This window comes from Serratia sp. NGAS9 (genome assembly GCF_009905295.1).
Classification (GTDB): Bacteria; Pseudomonadota; Gammaproteobacteria; order Enterobacterales; family Enterobacteriaceae; genus Serratia; species Serratia bockelmannii.
On the sequence record NZ_CP047605.1, the window covers coordinates 5,030,544 to 5,043,458 of the forward strand.

A 12,915-nucleotide genomic window follows, 5' to 3' on the forward strand; every position below is an offset into this window, starting at 1 on the left:
GGCCTGCAACATGCTGAACATCGTTTTATTTGAACCCGAAATTCCACCCAATACCGGCAATATCATCCGCCTGTGCGCCAATACCGGCTTTAATCTGCATCTGATCGAACCGCTGGGTTTTCCGTGGGACGACAAACGCCTGCGCCGCGCCGGGCTGGATTACCATGAGTTCACCCGCGTCCACCGTCATGCCGACTACGCCGCTTTTCTCGCCGCCGAAAATCCGCAGCGGCTGTTTGCCCTCACCACCAAGGGCACGCCGGCGCACAGCGCCGTCAGCTACCAGGCCGGCGACTACCTGCTGTTCGGTCCGGAAACGCGTGGATTGCCTGCCGACATCCTCGATGCGCTGCCCGCGCAGCAAAAAATCCGCATCCCAATGCAGGCGCAAAGCCGCAGCATGAACCTGTCGAATGCCGTATCGGTGGTGGTGTATGAAGCCTGGCGGCAGTTGGACTATGCCGGCGCGCTGATCAAAGCGTAATCCGCGACGACGCGCCATACTGGAAGGGTTAACCTCTCCAGATACGGCACATGGCTTTCATCGCAGATATTGTTACCCAGCTTCGCCGGCTCGAATCGGCGCTGAACGAGGCGCTGTTGCGGCTGCAACAGGTGCAAGACACCGAGGCGCTACACGACTTGCGCGTCTGCCTGCGCCGCATTCGCAGCCTGCTGCGTCCGTTGCGCGGCTGCCCCGGCGCAACGCGGCTCGATCGGGCCGCCGCCGAGTTGGGCAAGCTCACGACGCCGCTGCGCGATCTCGAGGTGCTGATCGTCGAATTGGCGCACCATCGCCTCGATTGGCAGGCCAACGTGCGCCAAAGCGATTTTCAGGCCCGCTGCCGCCAACTGCTCGCCAACCCGCTGCTCATCAGCTTCCCTTCGCTATTGCACGCCTGGCCGCACCGCTTTCGCCGCATCGCGCAGCGCCCCGCCAAACACCGTGTGAACCGACGCCTGCAGCGCCAGCAGCGGCAATTGCGCAGGGCGTTGGCTGATACCGGCTACGATCGCCACCGTCTGCGGCTGCTGGTCAAACGCCTGCGCTACGCGGCCGAAGCCTACCCGCAACGCCTCCCCCTCTCTCCCGCCGCAATGGCGGGCCTGAAAGCGGTGCAAAACGCCCTCGGCGATTGGCACGACCGGGAGGTCTGGTGCCTGCAGGCAGAACATCAGGCGGATCTCTGGCCCTTGTTGCCCCGATGGCAAGCAGAGCAACACCAGGCGCTGGCCAGAGCGGACATCTTGCTCGTTGCCTTATCACCCGCACTGGTGGCGAAAACCGGCGGCGCATCACGATCCTGAAAAAAGGCCGCAGCAGGGCACGCCCGGCCCCGAAAATGCCCGATGAGGCGCAGATAATGCGCTATGTTTTGTAAGGGTAATCACCACTCATCATAGGAAACCACATGAAAAAACAACGCTTGAGCGTTGCCATGGCCGTTCTGGCAGCGGGCCTGTTGCTGGCGGGCTGTTCGTCCAAAGTCACCCAAACGTCGCAATATTCGGGCTTCTTGTCCGATTACAGCAAACTGCAGGAAACCACCTCGCCAAGCGGTCATAAAACGCTGCGCTGGGTAGATCCAAGCTACAAGGAATCCAACTATCGCGGTATCTATTTCCAACCGGTGGTCTATTTCCCGGCGGAGAAACCCACGGCGCGCGTCAGCCAGGACACGCTGAACAAGATTAAGGCCTACGCGACCCAGCGAATCAAAACCGCGCTGCAGAACCGCTTTACCATTCTGCCAAGCCCGACGGGCTCGCGCGTTCTGGTGGCCAAACTCGCCATCACCGCCGTTTCGGCCGAAAACGAAGACATGAAGTTCTATGAAGTGGTGCCGGTCGCTGCAGTGGTTGCCAGCACCATGGCGGCTACCGGGCACCGGACGCAAAATACCGCGCTGTATATTGAAGGCGAGTTGATCGACCAGGATACCGGTAAAACGGTGATGGAAGTGGTACGCAAGGCCTACGGTAAAACCGTCAACAACGACAGCACGCCGGTCACGGCGGATGACGTCAAGGCGGCGATCGACGACATCGTTACCGATATCACCCAGTTCCCGAAACAGGGCTGACCGCCGCCTGAAAAACACAGGGGGAGCCAAAGCTCCCCCTGAATGGATACGCAAACGGCGTTCAAATGCCGTCGCCGTACTCGAAACCGTGGTTGGTACCGTTGAAGTATTGGTCCATATCCATCGACGGCGTATCGCTCTCCGGCCGCCCGACGATGCGCGCCGGCACCCCGGCGGCGGTGGTATGCGGCGGCACCGCCTGCAAAACCACCGAACCCGCGCCGATCTTCGCGCCCTTGCCCACTTCGATATTGCCGAGAATTTTGGCGCCGGCGCCAATCATCACCCCTTCGCGGATTTTCGGGTGACGGTCGCCGCTGGTTTTACCGGTACCGCCGAGCGTGACCGACTGCAGGATAGAAACGTTGTTCTCCACCACCGCCGTTTCACCGATCACGATGCCGGTAGCGTGGTCAAGCATGATGCCGCAGCCGATGGTCGCCGCCGGGTGGATGTCCACGCCGAAGGCGACGGAAATTTGATTTTGCAGGTAGATAGCCAGCGCTTGCCGCCCTTGCTGCCACAGCCAATGGCCGATGCGGTAAGCCTGCAACGCATGGAACCCTTTGAGGTAAAGCAGCGGCGTGGAGTATTTATCGACCGCCGGGTCGCGCAGCCGCACCGCGAGAATATCGCGCGCCGCCGAAACGATCATCTGATTGTCGGACTTGTAGGCCTCTTCCACCACCTCGCGCACCGCGATGGCGGGCATGATCGGCGTCGCCAGCTTGTTGGCCAGCATATAGCTGAGCGCGCTGCCCAGATTCTCGTGCTTGAGCAACGTCGCATGGAAAAAGCTGGCCAGCATCGGTTCACAATCAGCCAGTGCTCGCGCTTCTGATTTAATGCTGTTCCAGACCTGTTCCAACTCTTCTGACGACATCACATACCCCTTTGCCTTGCCAAACGGGCCGCTTCACACGGTAGCGCGGAGCGGCCCAGGTCATTTGCGGGGTCAGCATTCCGCTGCCCCGACATATCGTTTTATGTCACGCGCTGGGTTTTTCGTCCTTTCGGGCTCGCCCCAGCAGGCTCAGCGCCGCTTCGCGGGCGTCTTTATGGCAGTAAAGCACCTGATAAATCTGTTCGGTGATCGGCATTTCCACGCCGTGCCGCTGCGCCAGCGCCAACACCTCTTTGGTATTGCGATAGCCCTCGACCACCTGACCGATGCTGTCCTGCGCTTCCTGCACGCCTTTACCTTGCCCCAGCATAATGCCGAAGCGGCGGTTGCGCGATTGGTTGTCCGTGCAGGTTAGCACCAGATCCCCCAGCCCCGCCATGCCCATGAACGTCGAAGGATCGGCGCCCAGCGCAGAACCCAGACGGCTCATTTCCGCCAGCCCGCGCGTAATCAACGCGGTGCGGGCGTTGGCGCCGAAACCGATGCCGTCGGACATGCCAGCGCCGATGGCGATCACATTCTTCACCGCGCCGCCAAGCTGCACGCCGATAAAGTCGGGATTGCTGTAGACGCGGAAGCTCTTGCCGCAGTGCAGCAGCTGTTGCAGATCGTCGGCGAACTGCGCATCGGTCGCCGCCAGCGCGATCGCCGTCGGCAGGCCGGCGGCCAGCTCTTTGGCGAACGTCGGCCCGGAGAGCACCGCCAGCGGGATCGCCTCGCCCAACGCCTCACGCGCCACGTCCTGCAGCAATCGCCCGGTTTCCGCTTCCAACCCCTTGGTGGCCCACACGATGCGGGCGTCCGGGCGCAGATGCGGCTTCAGCTGACGCAGCACGTCGCCAAACACGTGGCTTGGCACCACCACCAGCACGTCGCGGCTGGCCGCCAGCGCACGCGCCAAATCGGCCTCAAGCAGCAGGGTATCGGGGAAAGGAACGTCGGGCAGAAACGCCTGATTGCAGCGATCTTGCTGCAACGTTTGAATTTGCGCGGGGTTATGCCCCCACAGCACCACGGCATGGCCGTTACGCGCCAGCGTAATGGCCAATGCGGTGCCGTACGAGCCGGCACCGATAACAGTCATTGAAGCATTGACGGTGTTCATCAGGCATCCTGATGTGGTGCGGCACCTTCGCCTTCCGCCTGCTGCTGCAGATAGTTCATGAACAGCGCGTCAAAGTTGACCGGTGCCAGGTTCAGCTGCGGGAATGTACCGCGGGAAACCAGGCTGGTGATGCACTCGCGCGCATACGGGAACAGGATGTTCGGGCAGTATGCACCCAGGCAATGCGCCAGCTGCGTGCCTTCGATACCTGCTACCGAGAAGATGCCCGCCTGTTGCACTTCGCACAGGAACGCGGTCTCTTCGCCCAGGCTCGCCGTCACGGTTACGCGCAGTACCACTTCATACACTTCGTCAGCCAGCTGGCTGGACGCGGTATCCAGATCAAGTTTAACTTCCGGCTGCCATTCCTGCTGGAAAACCTGCGGCGCGTTCGGCGCTTCGAAGGAGATATCCTTGGTATAGATACGTTGGATCTGGAAAGCCATTTCGGTGCTGTTTTGTTCTGACATGTGAGTAATACCCTTGGTTAAACGTCCTTATTGACACTCGGTGAGCCGGCAAGCTGCTTAAAGCAGCGGATCCAGGCCGCCGCGAGCATCGAGTTCATATAAATCATCACAGCCGCCGATATGCCGGCCATCGATGAAAATCTGCGGCACGGTAGTGCGCCCGCTGCGCTCGATCATCACTTCGCGCTTGGCGCTATCGCCGTCGATGGCGATCTCGTTAAACGCCGCGCCCTTGCTGTTCAACAGCGCCTTGGCGCGATGGCAGAACGGACAGGTCGCTTTGGTGTAGATATCAATGTTAGCCATGGATTGCCACCTCAAATAGGTTAAACGGTTACTTACCGCGCACCAGCGGCAGGTTTTCTCCGCTCCAGCCGGCGATGCCGTCTTTCAGCATCGTCACCTTTTCAAAACCGGCCTTGCTCAGGTTCTCCGCCGGCTCGCGGGAGGCGGTGCCGTTGGCGCACACGACGATGATCGGCTGCGCTTTGTGTTTTTCCAGCTCGCCCAGGCTGCCGCTTTTGATTTCGCTGGCGGTCAGGTTGATGGCGCTGGCCAGGTGACCACGGCGGAAATCGTCGCGGCTGCGGGTGTCGACCACCACGGCTTCTTCTTTGTTGATCAGGCGGATAGCTTCACCGCGAGCGATCTCTTTGACCTTGGAGAAACGGCTTTTGAAGGTCATGACGATCACGGCGACCAGCAGAGCGATCCAAGCCAGGCTCAGAATCGGGTGTCTGCTTACGAATGGCATAATTTCTTGCAGCATGGGGTGTAACAACTCCCGTCAGTTAAGGGATAAATAAGTCAAGGTTCCAGAGTATACCTGCCGAGTGCGGCAAATACAGCCAATAAGCAAGCGCGATTGTAGAAACTGCGGGCTGCGCTGAGAAATTCCCGAGGTCAGAGCATAAAAGCCCGCGCGATTCGCCGCAACCTTGATCTCTTTGGGCTATTTCTCGCCGGCGGCGATGTAAAATCAGCCGGTTTTTCGAGGGCGAACAGCCATGCTTGCGGCGGGCGCATGGCTATTCGCAGCTTAAAAAGTTCATAAGAGGTCAATGCAATGTCGAGCAACAAAAAACCGATGGTACTGGTGATCCTGGACGGTTACGGCCACCGTGAGGAGCGGCAGGACAACGCGATCCTGAACGCCGGCACCCCGGTGATGGACCGTCTGTGGCGGGAGCAGCCGCATACGCTGATCGCCGCCTCCGGGCTAGATGTCGGCCTACCCGACGGCCAAATGGGCAACTCCGAAGTCGGCCACGTCAACCTGGGCGCCGGGCGCATCGTCTACCAGGATCTGACCCGGCTGGACAAAGCGATCGCCGACGGCGACTTCTTCGCCAACCCGGTGCTGACCGCCGCGGTCGATAAAGCCGTAGCGGCCGGCAAGGCGGTGCATATCATGGGCCTGCTGTCGCCGGGCGGCGTGCACAGCCACGACGAGCACATTCTGGCCATGATCAAGCTGGCCGCCCAACGCGGCGCCAAAGCCGTTTATCTGCATGCCTTCCTCGACGGGCGCGACACGCCGCCGCGCAGCGCCGAAGCCCCGCTGCAACGCTGCCGCGACGCCTTCGCCGCGCTGGGCGTCGGGCGCATCGCCTCGCTGATCGGCCGCTACTACGCGATGGACCGCGACAACCGCTGGGATCGCGTGCAGCTGGCCTATGACCTGCTGACCGCGGCCAAAGGCGACTACGTGGCCGACGATGCGATCGCCGGCCTGCAGGCCGCCTACCAGCGCGGTGAAAACGACGAGTTCGTCAAACCGACCGTCATTCGCGCCGCCGGTGAGGCCGATGCCGCGATGCAGGACGGCGATGCGTTGATCTTCATGAACTTCCGCGCCGACCGCGCGCGCCAGATCACCCGCGCTTTCGTGAACGCGGATTTCGACGGTTTCCCGCGCGCCAAGCGGGTGCAGTTCGGCGATTTCGTGATGCTGACCGAGTACGCCGCCAACATCGCGACCGCCTGCGCCTATCCGCCGGCGTCGCTGGCCAACACCTTCGGCGAATGGCTGATGAAGCACGACAAAACCCAGCTGCGCATCTCGGAAACCGAAAAATACGCCCACGTCACCTTCTTCTATAACGGCGGCGTGGAAGCGCCGTTCAAAGGGGAAGACCGCGTGCTGGTCAATTCGCCGAAGGTCGCCACCTACGATCTGCAGCCGGAGATGAGCGCCGCCGAGCTGACCGACAAACTGCTGAGCGCCATCCGCAGCGGCAAATACGACGCCATTATCTGCAACTACCCGAACGGCGACATGGTGGGGCATACCGGCGTGTATGAAGCAGCGGTCAAAGCGGTGGAGACGCTGGATGCCTGCATCGCCCAGGTGGTTGACGCGGTGCGCGACGTCGACGGCCAACTGCTGATCACCGCCGATCACGGCAACGCCGAGCAGATGCGCGATCCGGCCACCGGCCAGGCGCATACCGCCCACACCAGCCTGCCGGTACCGCTGATTTACGTCGGCAAACCGGCACGGGCGGTCGAAGGCGGCAAGCTTTCGGACATCGCGCCCACCCTGTTAACGCTGATGGGAATGGAAATCCCGCAAGAGATGACTGGTAAGCCGCTGTTCATCGTGGAATAATCCTTCTCCATGAGGGAGAAGGCGTTTTTTGCACTATCAAGGGTAACCCGAAGCGCAAACGCAGGCAGCCGGCCGCTGCCTGAACGCACCGCGCCAAGGACGTTCACCGCCATGTGCGCCAGCGTATTTTGCGCTGGCGTCTTGCTGTTGCCGCTCGCCGGCCAGGCGGCGGAAGACAATAAATCCCAGCTGAAAGACATCCAGCAGAGCATCGCCGAGAAAGAAAAAGCGGTGAAGCAGCAGCAGCAGCAGCGCAGCTCGCTGCAGGATCAGCTGCGTCAGCAGGAAAAAACCATCGCCCAGGCCAGCCGCCAGTTGCGCGACACCCAGGGCACGCTCACCCAGTTGAGCAAGGATATTTCCGGCCTGAACGCCTCGATAGCCAAACTGCAAAAGCAGCAATCGACCCAACAAAACCTCCTCGCCAAACAGCTCGACGCCGCCTTCCGGCAAGGGCAGCACAGCGCCGTGCAGCTGATCCTCAGCGGTGAAGAAAGCCAGCGCAGCGAACGTATTCTGGCCTATTTCGGCTATCTGAACGAAGCGCGCCAGAAAACCATCGAAGAGCTGAAACAGACCCGCGCCGAGCTGGCGAAGCAAAAAACCACGCTGGTGGCCAAACAGGGCCAGCAAAAATCCTTACTGAGCGAACAACAGACACAGCAGCAGAAGCTGGAGCAGGCGCGCGGCGCCCGCAAGAAAACGCTGACCGCGCTGGAAGCCTCGCTGGAAAAAGACCAACAACGCCTGGTGGAACTGCGCCAAAACGAAGCCCGCATGCGCGACAAGATCGCCCGGGCGGAGCGCGAAGCCCGTGCGCGCGCCGAACGCGAAGCGCGTGAAGCGGCCAAAGTGCGCGAACAGGTGCGCATCAAGGAACAGCAGGCGAAGAAAACCGGCACCACCTACAAACCTAGCGAAGCCGATCGCTCGCTGATGGCGCGCACCGGCGGTCTCGGTCGTCCGGCCGGCCAGCTGATGTGGCCGGTACGCGGCCGCACGCTGCACGGCTTTGGCGAACAGCAGCAGGGCGAACTACGCTGGAAAGGCATGGTGATTGAGGCCCGCGAAGGTAGCGAAGTGAAAGCCGTCGCCGATGGCCGCGTGCTGCTGGCCGACTGGCTGCAAGGCTATGGCCTGATGGTGGTGGTCGAACACGGTAAAGGCGACATGAGCGTGTACGGCTACAACCAAAGCGCGTTGGTCAACGTCGGGGCGCAGGTGCGCGCCGGCCAGCCGATCGCGCTGGTCGGCACCAGCGGCGGCCAGGGAACGCCGTCGCTCTATTTCGAAATCCGTCGTCAGGGACAGGCGGTTAACCCACTGCCGTGGTTGGGAAGATAGATTTGCACTATGTCAAAACCCGTACAGCTCTGTTAATAGGCTGTCTGCTGCAGGTTTACGCTGCGCAGGCAGGAAAACTCTCCATCGTCATCGATGACGTGGGCTACCGCCCTCACGAAGAAAACGCAGTGCTGCAAATGCCGACGGCGATCTCGGTTGCGGTATTGCCCAACGCGCCGCATGCCCGCCTGATGGCCACTCGCGCCCACAGCCAGGGCCGCGAAGTCTTGATCCACATGCCAATGGCGCCGCTCAGCAAGCAGCCGCTGGAGCGCGATACCCTGCAGCCAGTCATGAGCAGCGACGAGATCCAGCGCATCATCCGCAACGCGGTGAACAATGTGCCTTACGCGGTCGGCATGAACAACCACATGGGCAGCGCCATGACCTCCAGCCTGCCGGGCATGCAGAAAGTGATGCTGGCGCTCGAAAGCTACCGCCTGTACTTCCTCGACAGCATGACCATCGGCAACAGCCAGGCGACCCGCGCCGCGGCCGGCACCGGCGTGAAAGTGATCAAACGCAAGGTGTTCCTCGACGATACCGCGAACGAAGCCGACATCCGCCGCCAGTTCAATCGCGCGGTTGAATTGGCGCGGCGCAACGGTTCCGCCATCGCCATCGGGCATCCACGTCCGGCGACGGTGAAAGTGCTGCAGCAGATGCTGCCGTCGCTGCCCGCCGATATCGTGCTGGTCAAACCGAGCGCGCTGCTGAACGAACCGCAGGGCAACGGCGGCGGCAGCTACGTTCCACCGCCGGTCAAACCGCAAAAACCGCAGCCGAAAAATCCGTTCAGCGGTGGCATCAAACAGTGCAAGGTCAAACCGCCGAAGGAAAAAGCCAACGCCGGCACCGCGCTGGGCGTCATCGCCGACAGCATAGCCACCTCGCCGCCGGTGACCTTCATCAAGCGTCATTGGCAACACTGGACGCAAGCCAAACCGCAAGCATAAAAAAAGGCCGGAATTCCGGCCTTTTTCACGTCTGCCGAGATTAATCCCAGCTCAGCACCACTTTACCCGACTTGCCGGAGCGCATGGCGTCGAAGCCCTGCTGGAACTCGTCGATCGAGAAACGGTGGGTGATGATTGGGGTCAAATCCAGGCCGGACTGGATCAGCGCCGCCATCTTGTACCAGGTTTCGAACATTTCGCGGCCGTAAATCCCTTTGATAAACAGCCCTTTGAAGATGACCTGGTTCCAGTCGATCGACATATCCGAAGGCGGAATGCCCAGCATGGCGATACGTCCGCCGTGGTTCATGGCATTGAGCAGCGTGCGGAACGCCGGCGGCGCGCCGGACATTTCCAGACCGACGTCGAATCCTTCGGTCATACCCAGCTCGGCCATCACGTCGTTGAGGTTTTCCTTACTGACGTTCACCGCGCGGGTCACGCCCATCTTGCGCGCCAGTTCCAGACGGTATTCGTTAACGTCGGTGATCACCACATGGCGGGCGCCGACGTGTTTGCACACCGCCGCCGCCATGATGCCGATCGGGCCGGCGCCGGACACCAGCACGTCTTCCCCGACCAGATCGAACGACAGCGCAGTGTGTACCGCGTTACCGAACGGATCGAAGATCGAAGCCAGTTCGTCGGAGATGTTATCCGGGATCTTGAAGGCGTTGAACGCCGGGATCACCAGGTATTCCGCGAAGCTGCCCGGACGGTTCACGCCCACGCCGACGGTGTTGCGGCACAGGTGCGTGCGGCCGCCGCGGCAGTTGCGGCAGTGGCCGCAGGTGATGTGACCTTCACCGGACACGCGATCGCCGATGCTGAAGCCTTTGACTTCCTGACCGATCGCCACCACTTCGCCCACGTATTCATGGCCGACCACCATCGGAACCGGAATGGTTTTTTGCGACCATTCGTCCCAGTTGTAGATATGCACATCGGTGCCGCAGATCGCGGTTTTGCGGATTTTGATCATGATGTCGTTGTGGCCCAGCTCCGGCTGAGGCACGTCGGTCATCCAAATCCCTTCTTCCGCTTTCAGTTTTGACAGTGCTTTCATGGTTTTACCTTATGCAATAACGCCAAGATCCTTACCGATACGTGTAAACGCCGCCACTGCGCGTTCGATTTGCTCCGGGGTGTGGTCGGCGGACATCTGGGTACGGATGCGCGCCTGGCCTTTCGGCACCACCGGATAGAAGAAACCGGTCACATAGATGCCTTCCTTGAGCAACGCATTGGCGAATTCCTGCGCCAGCTTCGCCTCCCCCAGCATGACCGGGATGATGGCGTGATCGGCGCCGGCCAGAGTGAAGCCGGCGGCGGTCATTTTTTCGCGGAACAGACGCGCGTTGGCCCACAGGCGATCGCGCAGCGCATCGCCCTCTTCCAACAGTTCCAGCACTTTGATCGACGCGGCGACGATCGCCGGCGCCAGCGAGTTGGAGAACAGGTACGGGCGCGAACGCTGGCGCAGCCACTCCACCACTTCTTTCTTGGCGGCGGTGTAGCCGCCGGACGCGCCGCCCAGCGCCTTGCCTAACGTACCGGTAATGATATCGACGCGGCCCATCACTTCGCAGTATTCATGGGTGCCGCGCCCGTTGGCGCCGACAAAGCCCACCGCGTGGGAGTCATCCACCATCACCAGCGCCTGATACTCGTCCGCCAGATCGCAAACCCCTTTCAGGTTGGCGATTACGCCGTCCATCGAGAATACGCCGTCGGTGGCGATCAGAATGTGCCGCGCGCCGTCGGCTTTGGCCTGTTTCAGCTGCGCGGCCAGCTCGGTCATGTCGTTATTGGCGTAGCGATAGCGCTTGGCCTTACACAGGCGCACGCCGTCGATGATCGACGCGTGGTTCAGCGCATCGGAGATAATCGCGTCTTCCGGGCCGAGCAGGGTTTCGAACAGCCCGCCGTTGGCATCGAAGCAAGAGGAGTACAGGATCGCGTCTTCCATGCCCAAAAAGGCCGCCAGTTTCTGTTCCAGCTGCTTGTGGCTGTCCTGGGTACCGCAGATGAAGCGCACCGACGCCATGCCGAAACCGTGGCTGTCCATCCCCGACTTGGCGGCGGCGATGAGCGCCGGATGGTTGGCCAGGCCCAGGTAGTTATTGGCGCAGAAGTTGATCACATGGCTGCCGTCGGCAACGGCGATATCCGCCTGCTGCGCGGAGGTGATGATGCGTTCTTCCTTGAACAGCCCTTCACTGCGAGTGGCGGCAAGCTGTTGTTCCAACTGCTGATAAAAAGACGCTGACATTCGGTTATCTCCAGGATTGGGCTATTTACGGCATATTTTACTGATTTGTAACCAAACTGACGAGAATGCGCGGGAGAGAATATTAAAATTGCAGCAGATATCACGGCAAAAAGCGGACTTCAATGGCAATGCGGGATATTCGGAGCCCTTACGCTGTTTGCCGCGGCATGAAATGCTATGATAACCGCCATTGAGCGTGGGGCATTGTGCCCCGCCAGCAGCTTAGCAGGGGTAACCCAATGATTATCGTCACAGGCGGCGCCGGCATGATCGGCAGCAACATCATTAAGGCACTGAACGACAAGGGATATCGCGATATCCTGGTGGTGGATAACCTGAAAGACGGCACCAAATTCGTCAACCTGGTCGATCTGGATATCGCCGACTATATCGATAAAGAAGACTTTATCGCCAGCATCGTGGCCGGCGACGATCTGGGCGAAATCGAAGCGGTGTTCCACGAAGGCGCCTGCTCCGCGACCACCGAGTGGGACGGCAAGTACATGATGGACAACAACTATCAGTACTCCAAAGATCTGCTGCACTACTGCCTGGATCGCGAAATCCCGTTCCTCTACGCCTCCTCCGCCGCCACTTACGGCGGCCGCGAAGAGTTTATCGAAGAGCGCCAGTATGAAGCTCCGCTCAACGTGTACGGCTACTCCAAATTCCTGTTCGATCAGTACGTGCGTGAGATCCTGCCGGAAGCGGACTCGCAGATCTGCGGCTTCCGCTACTTCAACGTTTACGGCCCGCGCGAAGGCCACAAAGGCAGCATGGCCAGCGTCGCCTTCCACCTGAACACCCAGATCAACCGCGGCGAAAACCCGAAACTGTTCGCCGGCAGCGAAAACTTCAAGCGTGACTTCATCTACGTCGGCGACGTGGCGGCGGTTAACCTGTGGTTCTGGGAAACCGGCAAATCCGGCATCTTCAACTGCGGCACCGGCCGGGCGGAAACCTTCCAGGCGGTGGCCGACGCGGTGGTGGACTTCCATCAGAAAGGCGCGGTGGAATACATCGAGTTCCCGGAAAAGCTGAAGGGCCGCTATCAGGCGTACACCCAGGCCGATCTGACCAAGCTGCGCGCCGCCGGCTACGACGCACCGTTCAAAACGGTCGCCGAAGGCGTGAAAGAGTATATGGCCTGGTTGAACCGCACCGCATAA

The 12,915-nt window shown here is 60.7% G+C and carries 14 protein-coding genes; 7 read left to right on the top strand and 7 right to left on the bottom strand.

Annotated elements, in window-relative coordinates; all coding sequences use genetic code 11:
* Positions 1-10 precede the first annotated feature (10 nt).
* The 3 genes from trmL (at position 11) to GUC32_RS23835 (ending at position 2,084) form a co-directional block, all read left to right on the top strand.
* Positions 11-484, top strand: coding sequence for a tRNA (uridine(34)/cytosine(34)/5-carboxymethylaminomethyluridine(34)-2'-O)-methyltransferase TrmL (gene trmL / locus GUC32_RS23825; RefSeq protein ID WP_025304673.1), 474 nt, complete (start codon positions 11-13; stop codon positions 482-484).
* Positions 485-534: 50 nt separating this feature from the next.
* The gene (locus GUC32_RS23830) at positions 535-1,308 is read left to right on the top strand and encodes a CHAD domain-containing protein (RefSeq protein WP_313245190.1); all 774 of its coding nucleotides are present in this window, start codon (positions 535-537) and stop codon (positions 1,306-1,308) included.
* 104 nt (positions 1,309-1,412) lie between these two features.
* Positions 1,413-2,084, top strand: a complete 672-nt coding sequence (locus GUC32_RS23835; protein WP_025304675.1) for a DUF3313 domain-containing protein — start codon at positions 1,413-1,415, stop codon at positions 2,082-2,084.
* 61 nt (positions 2,085-2,145) lie between these two features.
* On the opposite strand, the gene cysE is transcribed toward GUC32_RS23835, so the two are convergent.
* The 5 genes from cysE to GUC32_RS23860 all read right to left on the bottom strand — a co-directional run bounded on the left by cysE (position 2,146) and on the right by GUC32_RS23860 (position 5,332).
* A complete protein-coding gene (gene cysE / locus GUC32_RS23840) occupies positions 2,146-2,967 on the bottom strand; it encodes a serine O-acetyltransferase (RefSeq protein ID WP_025304676.1) in 822 nt (273 codons plus the stop codon).
* A gap of 106 nt (positions 2,968-3,073) precedes the next feature.
* The gene (gpsA, locus tag GUC32_RS23845) at positions 3,074-4,093 is read right to left on the bottom strand and encodes an NAD(P)H-dependent glycerol-3-phosphate dehydrogenase (protein ID WP_060448503.1); all 1,020 of its coding nucleotides are present in this window, start codon (positions 4,091-4,093) and stop codon (positions 3,074-3,076) included.
* Positions 4,093-4,563 carry a protein-export chaperone SecB gene (secB, locus tag GUC32_RS23850; protein WP_025304678.1) on the bottom strand — a complete coding sequence of 157 codons (471 nt, stop codon included), beginning with the start codon at positions 4,561-4,563 and terminating at the stop codon, positions 4,093-4,095. The genes gpsA and secB overlap by 1 nt, the downstream gene beginning before the upstream one ends.
* A gap of 57 nt (positions 4,564-4,620) precedes the next feature.
* On the bottom strand, positions 4,621-4,869 hold the full coding sequence (grxC, locus tag GUC32_RS23855; RefSeq protein ID WP_019452217.1) for a glutaredoxin 3: 249 nt from the start codon (positions 4,867-4,869) through the stop codon (positions 4,621-4,623).
* Positions 4,870-4,897: 28 nt separating this feature from the next.
* Positions 4,898-5,332, bottom strand: a complete 435-nt coding sequence (locus tag GUC32_RS23860) for a rhodanese-like domain-containing protein (RefSeq protein ID WP_016929700.1) — start codon at positions 5,330-5,332, stop codon at positions 4,898-4,900.
* Between the two features lie 297 nt (positions 5,333-5,629).
* Here GUC32_RS23860 and gpmM point away from each other — a divergent pair, with 297 nt between their 5' ends.
* The 3 genes from gpmM to GUC32_RS23875 are packed head-to-tail and all read left to right on the top strand — an operon-like array spanning position 5,630 to position 9,474.
* A complete protein-coding gene (gpmM, locus tag GUC32_RS23865) occupies positions 5,630-7,174 on the top strand; it encodes a 2,3-bisphosphoglycerate-independent phosphoglycerate mutase (protein ID WP_313245188.1) in 1,545 nt (514 codons plus the stop codon).
* A gap of 9 nt (positions 7,175-7,183) precedes the next feature.
* A complete protein-coding gene (gene envC, locus GUC32_RS23870) occupies positions 7,184-8,518 on the top strand; it encodes a murein hydrolase activator EnvC (protein WP_025304680.1) in 1,335 nt (444 codons plus the stop codon).
* Between the two features lie 2 nt (positions 8,519-8,520).
* Positions 8,521-9,474 (top strand): divergent polysaccharide deacetylase family protein, encoded by a 954-nt coding sequence (locus tag GUC32_RS23875; RefSeq protein WP_369435470.1) that lies wholly within the window; start codon positions 8,521-8,523, stop codon positions 9,472-9,474.
* A 40-nt stretch (positions 9,475-9,514) separates the two neighbouring features.
* Here GUC32_RS23875 and tdh read toward each other — a convergent pair whose 3' ends face one another.
* Both tdh and kbl read right to left on the bottom strand, forming a co-directional pair.
* A complete protein-coding gene (gene tdh / locus GUC32_RS23880; RefSeq protein WP_025304682.1) occupies positions 9,515-10,540 on the bottom strand; it encodes an L-threonine 3-dehydrogenase in 1,026 nt (341 codons plus the stop codon).
* Between the two features lie 9 nt (positions 10,541-10,549).
* The gene (gene kbl / locus GUC32_RS23885) at positions 10,550-11,746 is read right to left on the bottom strand and encodes a glycine C-acetyltransferase (protein ID WP_004931154.1); all 1,197 of its coding nucleotides are present in this window, start codon (positions 11,744-11,746) and stop codon (positions 10,550-10,552) included.
* 239 nt (positions 11,747-11,985) lie between these two features.
* Here kbl and rfaD point away from each other — a divergent pair, with 239 nt between their 5' ends.
* Complete coding sequence (rfaD, locus tag GUC32_RS23890) at positions 11,986-12,915, top strand: ADP-glyceromanno-heptose 6-epimerase (RefSeq protein ID WP_025304683.1); 930 nt, start codon at positions 11,986-11,988, stop codon at positions 12,913-12,915.